This window comes from Gilliamella sp. B3892 (genome assembly GCF_026536305.1).
Classification (GTDB): domain Bacteria; phylum Pseudomonadota; class Gammaproteobacteria; order Enterobacterales; family Orbaceae; genus Gilliamella.
Window position 1 is genome coordinate 86,733 of sequence record NZ_JAFNOK010000002.1, and the last position, 14,573, is coordinate 101,305.

Here is a 14,573-nt window from a genome sequence, read left to right on the forward strand (position 1 = left end):
AAAATTTAGTTAAAACACACTGCGAAACAGTTTATTCAAACCGATTATTATGCTAAATTTGCACTTTTTTGGAGTTGAAGGACATATAGTATGCCACTATTAGTTGTAATAAGTATCGTTATTGCATTATTTTTTGCCATTCATGCTGTTAAAAACGGTCAAGATCGTATATGGCTCTATATTCTATTTCTTTTCCCGATACTAGGCAGTGTTGTCTATTTTTTTGCAATCTATCTTTCCGATATTCGCGCTACCCACGTTGGTTACCAATTTGAATCCAAATTGCGCAAAGCACTTGATCCACAGCGTTCACTACGTGAAGCACAAAAAAATTATGATTTATCACCCACTGTCGATGCAAAATTAAGCTTAGCTAAAGCTCTAGTTGATAGCAATCGTGCTAGCGAGGCATTACCTTTTTATGAAGAAGCATTAACCGGTATTTATCAAACTGCGCCGGACATCTTGTTGCAATACGCTAATGCACTTTACGAAGATAAACAATTTAATAAAGCAAAACAACAGCTTGATTATCTAAGAGAAAAGAATCCAAATTACAATTCTGAGGAAGGTCATTTACTTTACACTAAAATTTTGGTTGCGTTAGATGATAAACAGCAGGCAAATCAAGAATTTGATGCGCTAATTGGTTACTACCCAAGTTTAGAAGCGATTTCCTATTATTTACAAACATTAATCAATTGGAACGAAATTGATCAGGCTAGAGCAGTATTACAAACCATTGAACAACGTTTAAAACATATGCCTAAACACTCGAAACGAATTAATTCACAATGGATTAAAGAGATAGAACAATCAAAACAAAAACTATCACATTTAAACTAAAGTATATAATTGTAGTGTTCACTGATTTATAGCGAAAATGCTAAGGTCACTCAGGTAAAACTAGGCGAATAACGTAAAAACTGGCATAATAACTCTCATTTCAGATAGATAAGACGAATATTGTGCCTAACACTAAACTCTGTGAACGTTTTCGAGGATTCTATCCGGTGGTTATTGATATAGAAACCTCCGGATTTGATCCAAAACTCAATGCTATTTTAGAGATCGCAGCCATTACGCTGAAAATGACGGATGACGGCTGGCTGGAGCCTGATCAAACATTGCAATTTAATGTTAATCCTTTTGCCGATGCGATTTTAGAGCCTACTGCATTAGCTTTTAATGGCATTGATCCTGACAACCCTTTACGTGGCGCAGTTGATGAGAAAGTTGCACTTGAAGCTATCTTTAAAATGGTGCGCAGCGGAATCAAAGCCAATGACTGTACCCGAGCGGTGATTGTGGCACATAATGCACATTTTGATCACAGTTTTTTGATGACTGCAGCTGAAAGAGCTGGCATTAAACGCAACCCTTTTCACCCGTTTGCCACCTTTGATACCGCATCACTTTGTGGTTTAGTATTTGGGCAAACAGTTCTGGCTAAAGCATGTGAAACGGCAAATATTCCGTTCGATCATAAACAAGCCCATTCAGCGCTTTATGATACAGAAAAAACAGCTATCTTATTTTGTGAAATGGTCAATCGGTTTAAACGACTAGGCGGCTGGCCACTGATGCCAAATGAACAGCTTCATAGTTAACACTAATAATGGTTAACACCAATAATAAAGGGAGTGAATACTCCCTTTTTAATGAATACTCAAATGATTATGCAGATTTATATTTTTCCGCAGTTTGCTTAATTAGCGATTGTAATTCACCAGTTTGATACATCTCTAACATAATGTCACAACCACCGACTAACTCACCTTCTACCCATAATTGAGGGAAAGTTGGCCAATTGGCAAATGCCGGCAATTGCGCACGAATATCCGGATTTTGCAAAATATCAACATAAGCAAATGGCACGCCACATTGTGATAAAACTTGCACAGCTTGCGCCGAAAAACCACAACTAGGCAATTTTGGCGATCCTTTCATATAAAGAATAATTGGATTGTCGGCAATTTGCTTTTTAATTTTATCCAGCGTTGTCATTTCAGTTGTCATAAAAATGGATTCCTTTTAATGATATTTCAAAATTTTGCTCTATTTTAACGTAGATTTTAAATCAGTCCTATTCTCATCAATTCCATTTGCTAGATGTATAACCTAAACTCTGGTCGATTGTTGAAAAATAAATCACAAAATATAAACATTTAAAACGAGATAACTTACTAAAAATCAATAAATAATAATTTTTTTAAAGATAATTTAGCAACGATATAGCCAACTAAAAGGCTTTGCCTATTTTTGTGATAAATAGTTTTAAACAACAAATAACCAGTAGTAATATTCAGACATATCAACTGTTTTTTCAAAATAATTTAGAGGGTTAAATTGAGTGATGTTAATAATTAATCAGTTAATTTTGCTCAGTGGCCTTACCCTTTTACTCCTTTGAACAATATAGTATGCTACTCATAATCATTGCAACTGACAAATACAATCGTGCAAACAATTCTCTTAACTTTACGTAAAGTTTTTTACAGCAGTAATCTCATTTTCAGTATTCGTATGTTAATTAGCTTAACAGGCTCAACGTTAGTGCCATGGTATTTAGGCTATGTGTCATTAGTCATACCTTTAACGCTGGGTGTTGTTGCTGCTGGATTATCAGAAATTGATACCCGACTATTAAGTCGCTGTATCAATATTGTTTTAACCCTAGTTTGCTTTGCCATTGCCACTTTTTCAGTCGAACTGTTATTCGATTTTCCGTTGTTATTTATTATTGGATTAGTTTGCTCTACCTTTATCTTTATTATGCTTGGCTCTTTAGGGCAAAGATATGGTGTTATTGCCTTTGGCTCGTTGCTCATCGCCGCTTATACCATGCTGGGGCATAATTTATTTAATGATAATTATACCTTACCCTGTTTTCTACTCTTAGGAGCACTTTGGTACAATGTCGTTGCACTGATTGAATCGATTATTCAACCAATCCGAACCACTCAGCAAACATTGACCGATTGTTTTATCAAGTTAGCACAATATTTGGATGCCAAAGCCGCAATGTTTGACCCTGATGAAACAGACAGATTTTCTAAACAGACGCTGGAATTAACAGAAAGTAATAATCAATTAATTGCGGTTTTTAATCAAGCCAAACGCTCACTATTTAATCGGTTAAAAAGCTATCGTGGTCAATCCTATATAAGAAAGATGCTTAGTTACTATTTCGTTGCGCAAGATATTCATGAAAGAGCTAGCTCTTCTCATGGTGATTATCAAGCATTGAGTAAGCAATTTAAGCATAGTGATATTTTATTTCGTTTTGCTCGAATCTTGAATTTACAAGCTAAAGCGTGCGCAAAATTAGCCTTATCGATTAAATTAAATCAAACTTATCAACACGATCCACTATTTGCTCGCTATTTTGCATACCTTGAGGAGGCAATTAATCAATATCAAGCTAATAATCATAGCCATAGCTTACTGATTAAATCATTGCAAAATCTACTACAAAATTTACAGTCTATTGATCTACTGTTAGCCAATATCGATACCGAACAACACCTTTCCAAAGAGCAGGAAAACAATCAACTCGTAGATGAAGAGTTAACCAGCTTTTATGATTTTTTTGCCAAAATTAAACATAACTTAACCATTAAATCGGCGCTGTTTCGGCATGCTATACGAATGAGTGTGGTACTTTTTGTTGGCTATATGGTGATCGCTTTTTCGCATCTGTCGCACGGTTATTGGATTATTTTAACCAGCCTTTTTGTCTGCCAACCTAACTATTCAACCACTAAATATCGATTGAAATTGCGGGTACTTGGAACAATTTTAGGGATTATAGTTGGTATTCCGTTAACTTATTTATTTCCAACTGTTGAAGCGCAACTGATATTAATAATTTTAACCGGTTGGTTATTTTTTCTCTTTAAAAATTCGCAATATGCTTATGCAACTGCTTTTATAACTCTATTGGTATTTTTTAGCTTTAGCTTAATTGGTGAAAGTAGTATCGAGGTTGCAGTTTCAAGAATTATCGCAACCCTAATTGGTTGTTTTATAGCTTGGTTTGCGGTCAGTTTTATTTGGCCAGACTGGAAATTTCGCAATTTATCGAAATTAGTTGATCGTGTTTGCCATGATGACAGTCATTATTTAGCCTTAATCGGTCACCAATATCTAACAGGTAAAAGTAATGATCCACAATATCGTGTGGCTCGCCGTGCTGCGCATGATAGCAATGCCGATCTGTCGTCATTGATTAGTTTGATGACCAAAGAGCCACATATGAATCCAGCGGTAATCGATAGCGGATTTCGGTTGTTGACACTCAACCATACACTGATCAGCTATCTTTCCACTTTAGGTGCACATCGCGATAAACAGGTTTCCGAACAAACCTTGGAATTGTTTGATGATCTGACGGTTTATATCATCAATATGCTCACTGTTAAGCAATTAGACACCGAATACCAACCGATTAAGCAATCGGTGGCTAATTATATTGAGTCTATTTCAAACAATGATGATCAAATCAATAATGATCTGCTGGTTATACAACAATTAGCATTGATTTTGGATATTTTGCCAGAAATTGTTTCCCTGATAGGGGAATTGGATATTAAATCAGTTTAATTAAAACTGATTTAATATCGTTAGTTACATTTGTTATTTTAATTTTTTTAGCAAACTTAGTGTGCCTTTCTATTACATTTTTATTGTAATTCTTTCAAATACCAATGTACTTTGGTTAAATTTTAACTGGATAATGTCTTGAACGTCCCATTTAATGGCGATTATCACCTTTGGTGTTATTCCGTCATTGTAAGGGAAATAAAATCGAAGTCTTCACAGCTAAATACGAACTATTCAAAGCAAAATACCACTAAAGGTAAATCTTTGAATAGTTGCTCTCTCCAATGGTATTTTTAATTTAATTTTCTTTACTCTGTGCTTTTAACCATGCAATTTCTTGCGCCCAAATATCCGGATCGATAGTTTCGAGAATCAGCGGGATTTCATCAATTCTTGGATCTTGCATAATATATTTAAAAGCCGTTTCACCAATGTTTCCTTTTCCTAAACTATTATGGCGGTCAACATGGCTGGCAAGTTCACTTTTGGCATCGTTTAAATGCATGCCTCGTAAATATTTAAAACCAACAATTTTTTCAAATTCGGCGAAGGTTTCTTGACAAGCTTTTTCAGTACGTAAATCATAACCAGCTGCAAAGGCGTGACAGGTATCGATACAGACACCGACGCGACTTTTATCTTCTACCTGATCAATAATTTGAGCCAAATGTTCAAATTTATAACCTAAATTAGAGCCTTGACCTGCGGTATTTTCTATCACTGCAACGACATTGCTAGTTTTATCTAAAGTCATGTTAATGGATTGAGCAATACGGCTGAGGCATTCATCAACTGATATCTGCTTTAAGTGGCTACCCGGATGAAAATTAAGCAAGGTTAATCCGAGTTGCTCACAGCGCTGCATTTCATCTAAAAAGGCGGTGCGTGATTTTTCAAGTTGTTCACTATCCGGATGACCTAAATTAATAAGGTAACTATCATGTGGCAATATTTGTTTGCTGGTGAAACCATATTTTTCACAGCGCTTTTTAAAGCTATCAATCATGCTGGTTTCAAGCGGCTTGGCATGCCATTGACGTTGATTTTTGGTAAATAGCGCAAATGCAGTCGCGCCGATTTGATAAGCATTAATTGGGGCGTTATCGACCCCACCAGAAGCGCTGACATGCGCACCGACATATTTCATATTTGTGAATCCTGATAATGGTGTTAAAAAAAAGGGAACTTATAATTAGTTTGAACCACTATTACGTTGCAACTGATCACGCAAATTAGGCGGTACACCTTTTATGACTAATGAGTCGGTTTGCGGATCCCATTTAACACGTTCACCCAATAGGTCGGAATCAAAGCTTAATGTTAATCCCCCACCACTTCCTGAAAATTTTTTAAGTTGTCGCAATGCACTACGATCAACCGGAAACGTTTCTTCCAAATCGTAATCACTGTTTTTAACAAATTCCATAAAATTGTTATCGCCATTAGTTGGTAATTCATTAGCGAGATTTTTAAGCTCAATTTCTTCACCGGCTTGCAACTGAGCTTGGCAATAATTGTAAACATTTTCACGTGCGTGAACTTTGTCTTGTTTATCAAATTGCATTTCCTGACAATAATCATCAACCGCTTTCACCAGCGTTTTATTTTGTGCTTTAGCATCTAACCCTTCGCTGGCACCTAAATAATCCATAAAAAAGTCAGATACTTTACGCCCAACTCGCCCTTTTAAGAAGGTTAAATAACGTTTAGAGTCAGCTTCCGTTTCCCATTCTGTTATATCGATTCGAGCGATAATGTCAGCATGATCAATATCTAAGTATTGAGTTTCAGTAATATCTAATTGTTCATTAACCAACATGCTAAAGCAACTATTGAGCACAGCAATAATTAAATAATCGACAGCAAGATAACGATAATGACAAAAGACCACCGTTCCGCCTTCAGCAAATGGGTATTTGGCAAGTTCATTACGTAACTGCTTAGTCGATTCTTGGCTAAAATTTAAAAAATCTTGATTCCCTAAGCGGAGTTCTTTAAGAGATTGTTCAAATAAACTTTCGCTATTAAATAGACCATAAGCTTTGCTTTTGTTGTTGTAAATACGATTGATATCTTCGATGAGATTGACCACCGCTTGCTGATTGCTCAGCAATGAATCACGTAATTGTAATTCAATTTCAGTATCACTTTTTCTGATTAATTTATGTAAAATAACTTGTTCTATTTGCACACTCATTGAAAGGATTCCTATTTGGATCGATGTATTAAATTATGCTATATTCTAACAAAGCTCTATAAAAGTTCTATCAACAATTTGTAACTCTGTTAGACTAACGCATCATTAGTATCTATTTTATACTCAAACGTATACAATTTCTGAAACTTCTTTACAACGTCTAATAGTGGGAAAAAAATAATATGGCTCACTCTCAAGATATTTATCAAGATTTTAAGAATAAAAAAATCAGCTTACTCTTTTGGCAATATGCGTTACCGGCAATCATCGGTACTATTGTTAATACGCTTTATAATATTATTGACGGCATCTTTATTGGTCACTGGATTGGTCGAGAAGCGCTCAGCGCAGCAGGCTTAATTTTACCGGTAATGAATTTAGCTGCAGGAATTGGTATGCTAGTAGGTATTGGTTCAGCAAGCCGGATTTCGATATTTTTAGGTCGTGGTGAAAACGATAATGCCGAGAAAGTTGCCGGTACCTCTTTTATGCTTACCGCAGTGTTGAGCGGTATAACGCTGTCACTGTTGCTCTATTTTGTTGATCCTGTTTTAAGGTTTGTTGGCTCAAGTCCGGTCAATCATACCTATGCAAAAGAATTTTTAGAGATCTTCTTACCCGGCAGCATATTTACCACACTGACTTTCAACTACAACAATATGATGCGAGCAAGTGGCTATCCATTTAAAGCCATGGTAACCATGTTTGTGAGTGTAATAGCCAATATTATCTTAGCCCCGATTTTTATTATTGGACTGGGTTGGGGAATGCGAGGAGCAGCACTGGCAACAACATTGTCAATGTTGATAAGCTTTATATTTGTTATGCAGCATTTTTTAAGTAAAAACAGTAATATAAAATTATACCGTCGCAATTTCACGCTTAATTTCCAATATGTAAAAGCCATACTATCTATCGGTATGTCGCCTTTTGCTATGCAAGTTGCCGCATCAATTGTTGTGGTATTTATTAACTGGCAACTTAATCATTATGCATCTTCAGCACATCAATCCGGCGATGATGCCATTGCCGCTTATTCAAATGCCAACCGGCTTATTACATTAATCATCATGATCGTAATCGGCATTAATCAAGGTATGCAACCAATTATTGGTTACAACTATGGCTCTAAAAATTATATTCGAGTTAAGCAAACTTTTATCTATGCAGTTAAGGTCGCAACCGCAGTAACCACATTCGGTTTTCTATTAGGATTTTTTATCCCGGATATTTTAGTCCGGGCCTTCAGTTCCGAAAAGGATTTAGTCGATCTATCAGCACTTGCGTTACGTTATACTACTTTAGCCTTTGCATTTGTTGGCTTTCAAATGGTAACTACTAGCTTTTTCCAATGTATTGGTATGGCAAAAATATCGATTCTTTTAAGCCTTTCAAGGCAAATTTTAATCTTGCTCCCTGCCTTATATATTTTGCCACTATTTTTTGGTTTTGATGGCGTTTGGGCTGCATCACCAACCGCAGATCTGCTTTCAACCGGAACAGCTTATCTTGTACTGTTTTGGTATTTCAGATCAATTAAAAATCGACAATGTTTAAACGACTAATCATTGATTAAATTCAGAGATAGTGAAAACGGCGCAGATTTGCGCCGTTTTTTATAAGACAATTGCAATTAAGCTCAATGCTAACGATATTGACATGTTCGCCCCGTGGATAGATTAAAACAAGATATCCTCTACTTTTATTACAAAAGTAAAAGATTGAAAAAAATATTAAAAATTTAATTTGTTTTCTTCACCATATCAGGCAGATCACAAGCCATTACGATCTTACCGTCCAAAGATACAGTTTCCTTCGCCATATCAAGCATACAACAAGCCATTGCGATCTTACCGTCTAAAGATACGGTTTTCTTCGCCATATCAAGCATACAACAAGCCATTGCGATCTTACCGTCCAAAGATACGGTTTTCTTCGCCATATCAGGCATACAACAAGCCATTGCGATCTTACCGTCTAAAGATACGGTTTTCTTCGCTATATCAAGCATACAACAAGCCATTGCGATCTTACCGTCCAAAGATACGGTTTTCTTCGCTATATCAAGCATACAACAAGCCATTGCGATCTTACCGTCCAAAGATACGGTTTTCTTCGCCATATCAAGCAGACAACAAGCCATTGCGATCTTACCGTCTAAAGATACGATTTTCTTCGCCATATCAAGCATACAACAAGTCATTGCGATCTTACCGTCCAAAGATACGGTTTTCTTCACCATATTAGGCAGACAACAAGCCATTGCGATCTTACCGTCCAAAGATACGGTTTTCTTCACCATATCAGGCAGACAACAAGCCATTGCGATCTTACCGTCCAAAGATACGGTTTTCTTCACCATATCAGGCAGACAACAACAGGGAGCGATGTCCCTGTTGTTCTATTTTTGCAAATTAATATAAATTTCGTTTTTGAGTTTGGAAAATTTCATCAGTCTTTGCATCAATATAGTTATTATTTACTAGAATTGAGTCAGAATCTGTTACCGCTTCATATTCTTTCTTATTTTTTTTCAGCTTGATTTTTAGAATACTCAATAGGTTTCTTTCATGACAGTTTGGACATTGGCAGTAAATGTAATTCAATCCTGTTATTTCTTCGGATGTTGGTTCGGACTGCTGAACTAATTCATTTAAATTTTTATAAAAAACAACCTGAGACAATACGTCGGCATAATGGCCTGACTGGCAAGTATTAATATTAGTCACTAACGAATCGTCACTTGCTGAATAAAAATTAAATTTAGAATACCATTTTTGACAGTCCTCACAAAAACAATCATCCATATTTAGTGCAACCGCAGCTGGCCATAAAAACACAATCAACTCAACTAAATAGACAATGCCAAGCAAGATACCTGATATTTCTAAACCAGATTTTGAACTACCTTTAGTAATAGTTATGACACGATTAGGAATAATATCACTGATAATAATGTCAAATACAGTTACAGGAGAAAGGAAAAAATCTAACCAATATTCATAATCCATATCGAAGATCAACAGTTCAAAAGTGACCGTCGCAGAATAGTAAGCAAATAAACAAATGATAAGCGCCATTAAAAAACTGACAAGCTCATTTCTTACTTTTGCCAACTTTGTTAAATTACTGGTAATCGTTGTTAATACCCAAGCCATCCCGACAGCCAAGCCGATATCGAGCAGAATTAGCGGGGAAAAACTTGAGATAATTGAATATAAAACACCCAGAAAAATGGCAATGAAAATACCAACTACAGTAAACAAAATGGTTGGAATTAATTGAAATTTTTTCGATAATTGGTATTGACTGTTTGAAAGGTTCATTATTCTATTCCTTACTTATTTCTAAAACATTTAAAAAGTTGAAGCAAAATACAAAAAACGACTACTTGTAAACATCTGTCAGCGTTAAAATTGTCAATTAATTATTATTTTCATTAGACAATGATAGATATTGATTATAAAAAGGCCTGTTATTCTAGACAGGCTAAGTTAAAAGTAAAGATAAATAAATAAAAAATTGTAAAGATCTGAATTGGTAAGGTAATTCAACTCAATTTAAAAATGATTGACGAAATTACAAAATAACATTTAGATAGGTCAGGACAAATAACACGCTAGACGCTCTCACTTTGAGGGATAAAGGTATTGGAGAAAAGAGTCAAATCGGCAGGGAAAACTAACGAAAAATAGCTACAGAGACATAAATACATGCAATAACTATTGGGCAAACAAGATACAATACCTGTTGTGCCCAAGTTAACATAAAAGCGAGAAGATCACATAAGTTTGATAATTGATGACTTGTATCTGCAATAATTAAACTTACTCAATATTTTGTACTTGCTCTCTAATTTGTTCTATCAACACTTTTAGTTCAATTGCACTAGCAGTCACTTGCGCATTAATTGATTTTGAGGCAATGGTATTGGACTCACGGTTAAATTCTTGCATCATAAAATCCAATCGACGCCCGACAGCTTCGTTTTTCTTCAAGATTGAATAGGTTTCTTTAACATGTGTCATTAGACGGTCTAGCTCTTCAGCAACATCAATTCGCTGAGCTAACAGGACTATCTCTTGTTCTAATCGAGAACTATCAAGGTCAATATTTACTTCTTCTAACTTACTTTTTAACCGATCTTTTTGCCATTGAAGTATTTGAGGCATGAAAAGACGAATTTTCTCGACTTCGGCGCTTATCCCTTCTAATCGTTGAGTGATGAGTTGACTTAACGCTTGTCCTTCACGTTCCCGAACAGCAATAAACTCATCTAATGCCGTTTCTAATAACGCTAAAATTTCTTGTGAGATTGTATCTAAATTTTGTTCTTTAGCGGAGAGAACGCCAGGCCAACGTAAAACATCAATCGGATTGACTTCGCCGGATTGATGCTGTGCGGCAATCCAATCAGCGGCATTTAATATTTGCTCAGCTAGCTCTTTATTTAAGGATAATTGTTGATGTTGAGTAGCTGGGTCTAACTCGAATCGTAAACTACATTCGACTTTACCTCGTGTTAATCGGTTTCGTAAACGTTCACGAATCAGCGGTTCAAGTGAACGAAACTGTTCTGGTAATCGAATATAAGTCTCTAAATAGCGTTGATTGACCGAGCGCAGTTCCCAAGAAGCATTTCCCCATGATTGGTTTAACTCTTTTCTTGCATAAGCGGTCATACTTGAAATCATGATTGTGTCCTAATTTTAGCAAAATGTTGCTGGGCATTGTATCACAAATTCTGTATAATGTGCCCTTAGCTTAGGCTAAACATCAACGCTATCTGGTTGGTGTCCTCCTAAATGAATAATCAAGACATTTTTTTAAACTGCTGGAGAATTGCATGCGCCCGTCTGGTCGAACTGCGGAACAAGTCCGCCCTATCAAAATTACCCGTCATTATACTAAGCATGCAGAAGGATCTGTATTAGTTGAGTTTGGTGAAACAAAAGTACTTTGTAATGCAACAGTTGATGAAACTGTACCGCGCTTTTTAAAAGGTCAAAATCAAGGTTGGGTAACCGCCGAGTATGGTATGTTACCACGAGCGACTAATTCAAGAACGCAACGTGAAGCGGCTAAAGGTAAACAAACTGGTCGAACAATGGAAATTCAACGTCTTATTGCCCGTTCATTGCGAGCAATGATCGACCTTAAAGTACTGGGTGAATACACAATCACTTTAGATTGCGACGTTATCCAAGCTGACGGTGGTACTCGAACTGCATCGATTACCGGCGCCTGTGTAGCACTCAATGATGCTATTAACACCATGTTAGCCAATGGTCAAATCAAACAAAACCCGATTAAATCTTTAGTTGCTGCTGTTTCTGTCGGCATTGTAGAAGGTGAAGCGATATGTGATTTGGAATATATTGAAGATTCTAATGCGCAAACTGATATGAATGTCGTTATGACAGACGATGGCCGCATAATTGAGATTCAAGGAACAGCAGAAGGTGAGCCATTTAGCCATGATGAGTTATTAAAATTATTAGACTTAGCCAAAAATGGCATAGCAACTATTATAAAAGCTCAAAAACAGGCCTTAAAAGATTAATTGGAGATAATCGATGAAATCATATAAAAGTGAATTTATTGAATTTGCTTTGGATCGGCAAGCATTAAAATTTGGCGAATTCACCTTAAAATCAGGTAGAAAAAGCCCCTATTTTTTTAATGCTGGATTATTCAATACCGGTAAAGATTTAGCGTTATTAGGCCGTTTTTATGCTGCGGCATTGATGGATGCCAACTTAAAATACGATGTTATTTTTGGTCCTGCCTATAAAGGCATACCAATTGTTTCATCAACGGTTGTTGCTTTATCAGAACACCATAATGTAGATGTTCCTTATTGCTTCAACCGCAAAGAAGCTAAAGACCATGGCGAAGGCGGTAACTTGGTTGGTAGTTCAATCTATAAGCAACGTGTTATGCTTGTTGACGATGTAATTACGGCCGGTACAGCGATTCGTGAATCAATGCGCATTTTAGAAGATAATCAATCGAAACTAGCAGGTGTCCTGATTTGTTTAGATCGTCAGGAAAAGGGACGAGGTGATTTATCTGCCATTCAAGAAATTAAACAAACCTATCATTGTGATGTCATTTCCATTATCACTCTAGATGATCTTATTCAATATCTCTACAAAGATCCAACAAGACAAGGTCAAGTAAAACAAGTCGAAGCTTACCGTGCCGAGTATGGAATCAAATAAAATCAACCCCGTGTAACTTAACTATTATTAGTAACAAAAGCATCGTAAGATGCTTTTGTCAATTTATTGTTTTAACCCCCAATTTATTGTCAATTTTATCACTCCGAAGTTTTTACATCTTTTTACAACTTTATACATTTTTAAGACATATTTGATTTTTTTTGAATTACAATCTCTTTCATACAATAAAACGTATACTTGTTAAAATCTTAAACAAGATACTGACCAGTAATACAACAAAAAAACATAAGGCAATAAGAAAACAATGATAAATATAATAAAAACAAAAAAAACAGGGATTTTGTTAGCGATGTTCCTGAACTTAGGGGCTGCTTCGGCAGTCCATTCCTTTCCAAATTCTAACAACTTAAATGTTACTGATGCCTATCTTGAACTTGAAAAATCTAAATACGGAAATGGTTTAGTTCCAGTCGGAACAATTGATGTCAAACATATAGAAATGATCACATTGAAACCGGATGTTATAAACTTTAGCGTAACGGTCTATAGCGAAGGGTTAACACTTACCGAAGCATCGGAAATTAATGATAAGAAAATAAAAGAATTTAAAGATTATTTAATTAAATTAGGGTTGTCAGATAAAAGTTTAACTTCTGTGGGGTATGACAACCAAGAGAAAGAGGAAATAGTATATAAAAAAGTTGCAGGGATAGAGCGGCAATATAAAGCACGCTATTCGATATTTATATCGATTGAAGATAATGATAGTTTTATGAAAGTAAAGGAAGTATTAGGTCAACATAATATTTATGAACTGGTAGGCGAGTCTCAAACTCCAAACTCTGATTCGTATAATTTTATCATCAATGCAATAGCCAATAGTGAAAAAGAAGCCGATAAAAAAGCGAGGGATATTTATTATGCCATTGTTGAAAAATTAAATAAGTTGAACTTAGATACTACTTCAATTGCCGCTACTGATGTTAGCGCCTATAGCCCCGACGGATTAAAAGAAAAACATCAAACGATCACTCACCGTTTAGCGATTAGCACAGATAAAATTGATGAAATAGGTAAAATTATCGGTAAAGCTCAAGAATTGGATATCATCGTTAACAATGATGCCCGTTACGACGTTTCAACAAAAGCTAAGCAAAAAGCAATTGAAGATGTTGAACCATTATTACTCCAGAAGTTGGAAGATAAAGCAACCTCATTTTTATCGAAAAAATATATTTTAGGTGTGCCTACCCGAATTGATATCACAGACTTAGCTATCGTTGAAAAATTAAACAATAATTACTCCTTTGAGGATAGAGGTTCTATACGTATGGGTATTGGTATGGATAGATACCTAAAAAAAGGCGTCGATATTTCGATTCAATCGGAGCAGAAAATGCAGTTAATCATAACCGGTACTTTTGAAATGCTTAAGCAGAAAGTTAATGAGTAATATTATGTTTAGATCCAGATTGATTTATATCTTTGTTCCACATGTTTTACTTGACAATAATTAGTAATTTAATCTCCTTAATTAGTGGTTGTGATAGTTGTTTGTAATAGTTAGTTGTGATAGTTAGTTAAGA

The 14,573-nt window shown here is 35.6% G+C and carries 13 protein-coding genes; 7 read left to right on the forward strand and 6 right to left on the reverse strand.

Going from position 1 to position 14,573, the window contains the following annotated elements; all coding sequences use genetic code 11:
* Nucleotides 1-90 precede the first annotated feature (90 nt).
* Nucleotides 91-846, forward strand: coding sequence for a tetratricopeptide repeat protein (locus J3U74_RS03090; RefSeq protein ID WP_267329705.1), 756 nt, complete (start codon nt 91-93; stop codon nt 844-846).
* Between the two features lie 122 nt (nt 847-968).
* Nucleotides 969-1,610, forward strand: a complete 642-nt coding sequence (rnt, locus tag J3U74_RS03095; RefSeq protein ID WP_220219357.1) for a ribonuclease T — start codon at nt 969-971, stop codon at nt 1,608-1,610.
* 67 nt (nt 1,611-1,677) lie between these two features.
* Here rnt and J3U74_RS03100 read toward each other — a convergent pair whose 3' ends face one another.
* Nucleotides 1,678-2,007 (reverse strand): Grx4 family monothiol glutaredoxin, encoded by a 330-nt coding sequence (locus J3U74_RS03100; protein ID WP_294833667.1) that lies wholly within the window; start codon nt 2,005-2,007, stop codon nt 1,678-1,680.
* A gap of 453 nt (nt 2,008-2,460) precedes the next feature.
* Between J3U74_RS03100 and yccS the strand changes: the two genes are divergently transcribed.
* Nucleotides 2,461-4,605 (forward strand): YccS family putative transporter, encoded by a 2,145-nt coding sequence (gene yccS / locus J3U74_RS03105; protein WP_220219356.1) that lies wholly within the window; start codon nt 2,461-2,463, stop codon nt 4,603-4,605.
* 298 nt (nt 4,606-4,903) lie between these two features.
* Here yccS and nfo read toward each other — a convergent pair whose 3' ends face one another.
* A complete protein-coding gene (nfo, locus tag J3U74_RS03110) occupies nt 4,904-5,752 on the reverse strand; it encodes a deoxyribonuclease IV (RefSeq protein ID WP_220219354.1) in 849 nt (282 codons plus the stop codon).
* A gap of 45 nt (nt 5,753-5,797) precedes the next feature.
* Nucleotides 5,798-6,802, reverse strand: a complete 1,005-nt coding sequence (yejK, locus tag J3U74_RS03115; RefSeq protein WP_220219353.1) for a nucleoid-associated protein YejK — start codon at nt 6,800-6,802, stop codon at nt 5,798-5,800.
* A 182-nt stretch (nt 6,803-6,984) separates the two neighbouring features.
* On the opposite strand from yejK, the gene J3U74_RS03120 reads away from it, so the two are divergent.
* Nucleotides 6,985-8,367 (forward strand): MATE family efflux transporter, encoded by a 1,383-nt coding sequence (locus tag J3U74_RS03120; protein WP_267329703.1) that lies wholly within the window; start codon nt 6,985-6,987, stop codon nt 8,365-8,367.
* A gap of 176 nt (nt 8,368-8,543) precedes the next feature.
* Here J3U74_RS03120 and J3U74_RS03125 read toward each other — a convergent pair whose 3' ends face one another.
* The 3 genes from J3U74_RS03125 to J3U74_RS03135 all read right to left on the reverse strand — a co-directional run bounded on the left by J3U74_RS03125 (nt 8,544) and on the right by J3U74_RS03135 (nt 11,496).
* Nucleotides 8,544-9,164, reverse strand: coding sequence for a hypothetical protein (locus tag J3U74_RS03125; protein WP_220219351.1), 621 nt, complete (start codon nt 9,162-9,164; stop codon nt 8,544-8,546).
* A 52-nt stretch (nt 9,165-9,216) separates the two neighbouring features.
* Entirely contained in the window at nt 9,217-10,128 is a 912-nt protein-coding gene (locus tag J3U74_RS03130; RefSeq protein ID WP_267329702.1) for a hypothetical protein, read from the reverse strand.
* A gap of 501 nt (nt 10,129-10,629) precedes the next feature.
* Complete coding sequence (locus tag J3U74_RS03135; protein WP_267329701.1) at nt 10,630-11,496, reverse strand: YicC/YloC family endoribonuclease; 867 nt, start codon at nt 11,494-11,496, stop codon at nt 10,630-10,632.
* A 152-nt stretch (nt 11,497-11,648) separates the two neighbouring features.
* On the opposite strand from J3U74_RS03135, the gene rph reads away from it, so the two are divergent.
* The 3 genes from rph (at nt 11,649) to J3U74_RS03150 (ending at nt 14,440) form a co-directional block, all read left to right on the forward strand.
* Nucleotides 11,649-12,365: a ribonuclease PH gene (gene rph, locus J3U74_RS03140; protein WP_220219348.1), complete on the forward strand. Its 717-nt coding sequence runs from the start codon at nt 11,649-11,651 to the stop codon at nt 12,363-12,365.
* 13 nt (nt 12,366-12,378) lie between these two features.
* Nucleotides 12,379-13,026 carry an orotate phosphoribosyltransferase gene (gene pyrE / locus J3U74_RS03145; RefSeq protein WP_267329700.1) on the forward strand — a complete coding sequence of 216 codons (648 nt, stop codon included), beginning with the start codon at nt 12,379-12,381 and terminating at the stop codon, nt 13,024-13,026.
* Between the two features lie 265 nt (nt 13,027-13,291).
* Complete coding sequence (locus J3U74_RS03150) at nt 13,292-14,440, forward strand: SIMPL domain-containing protein (protein WP_267337937.1); 1,149 nt, start codon at nt 13,292-13,294, stop codon at nt 14,438-14,440.
* The last annotated feature ends 133 nt before the right edge of the window (nt 14,441-14,573 follow it).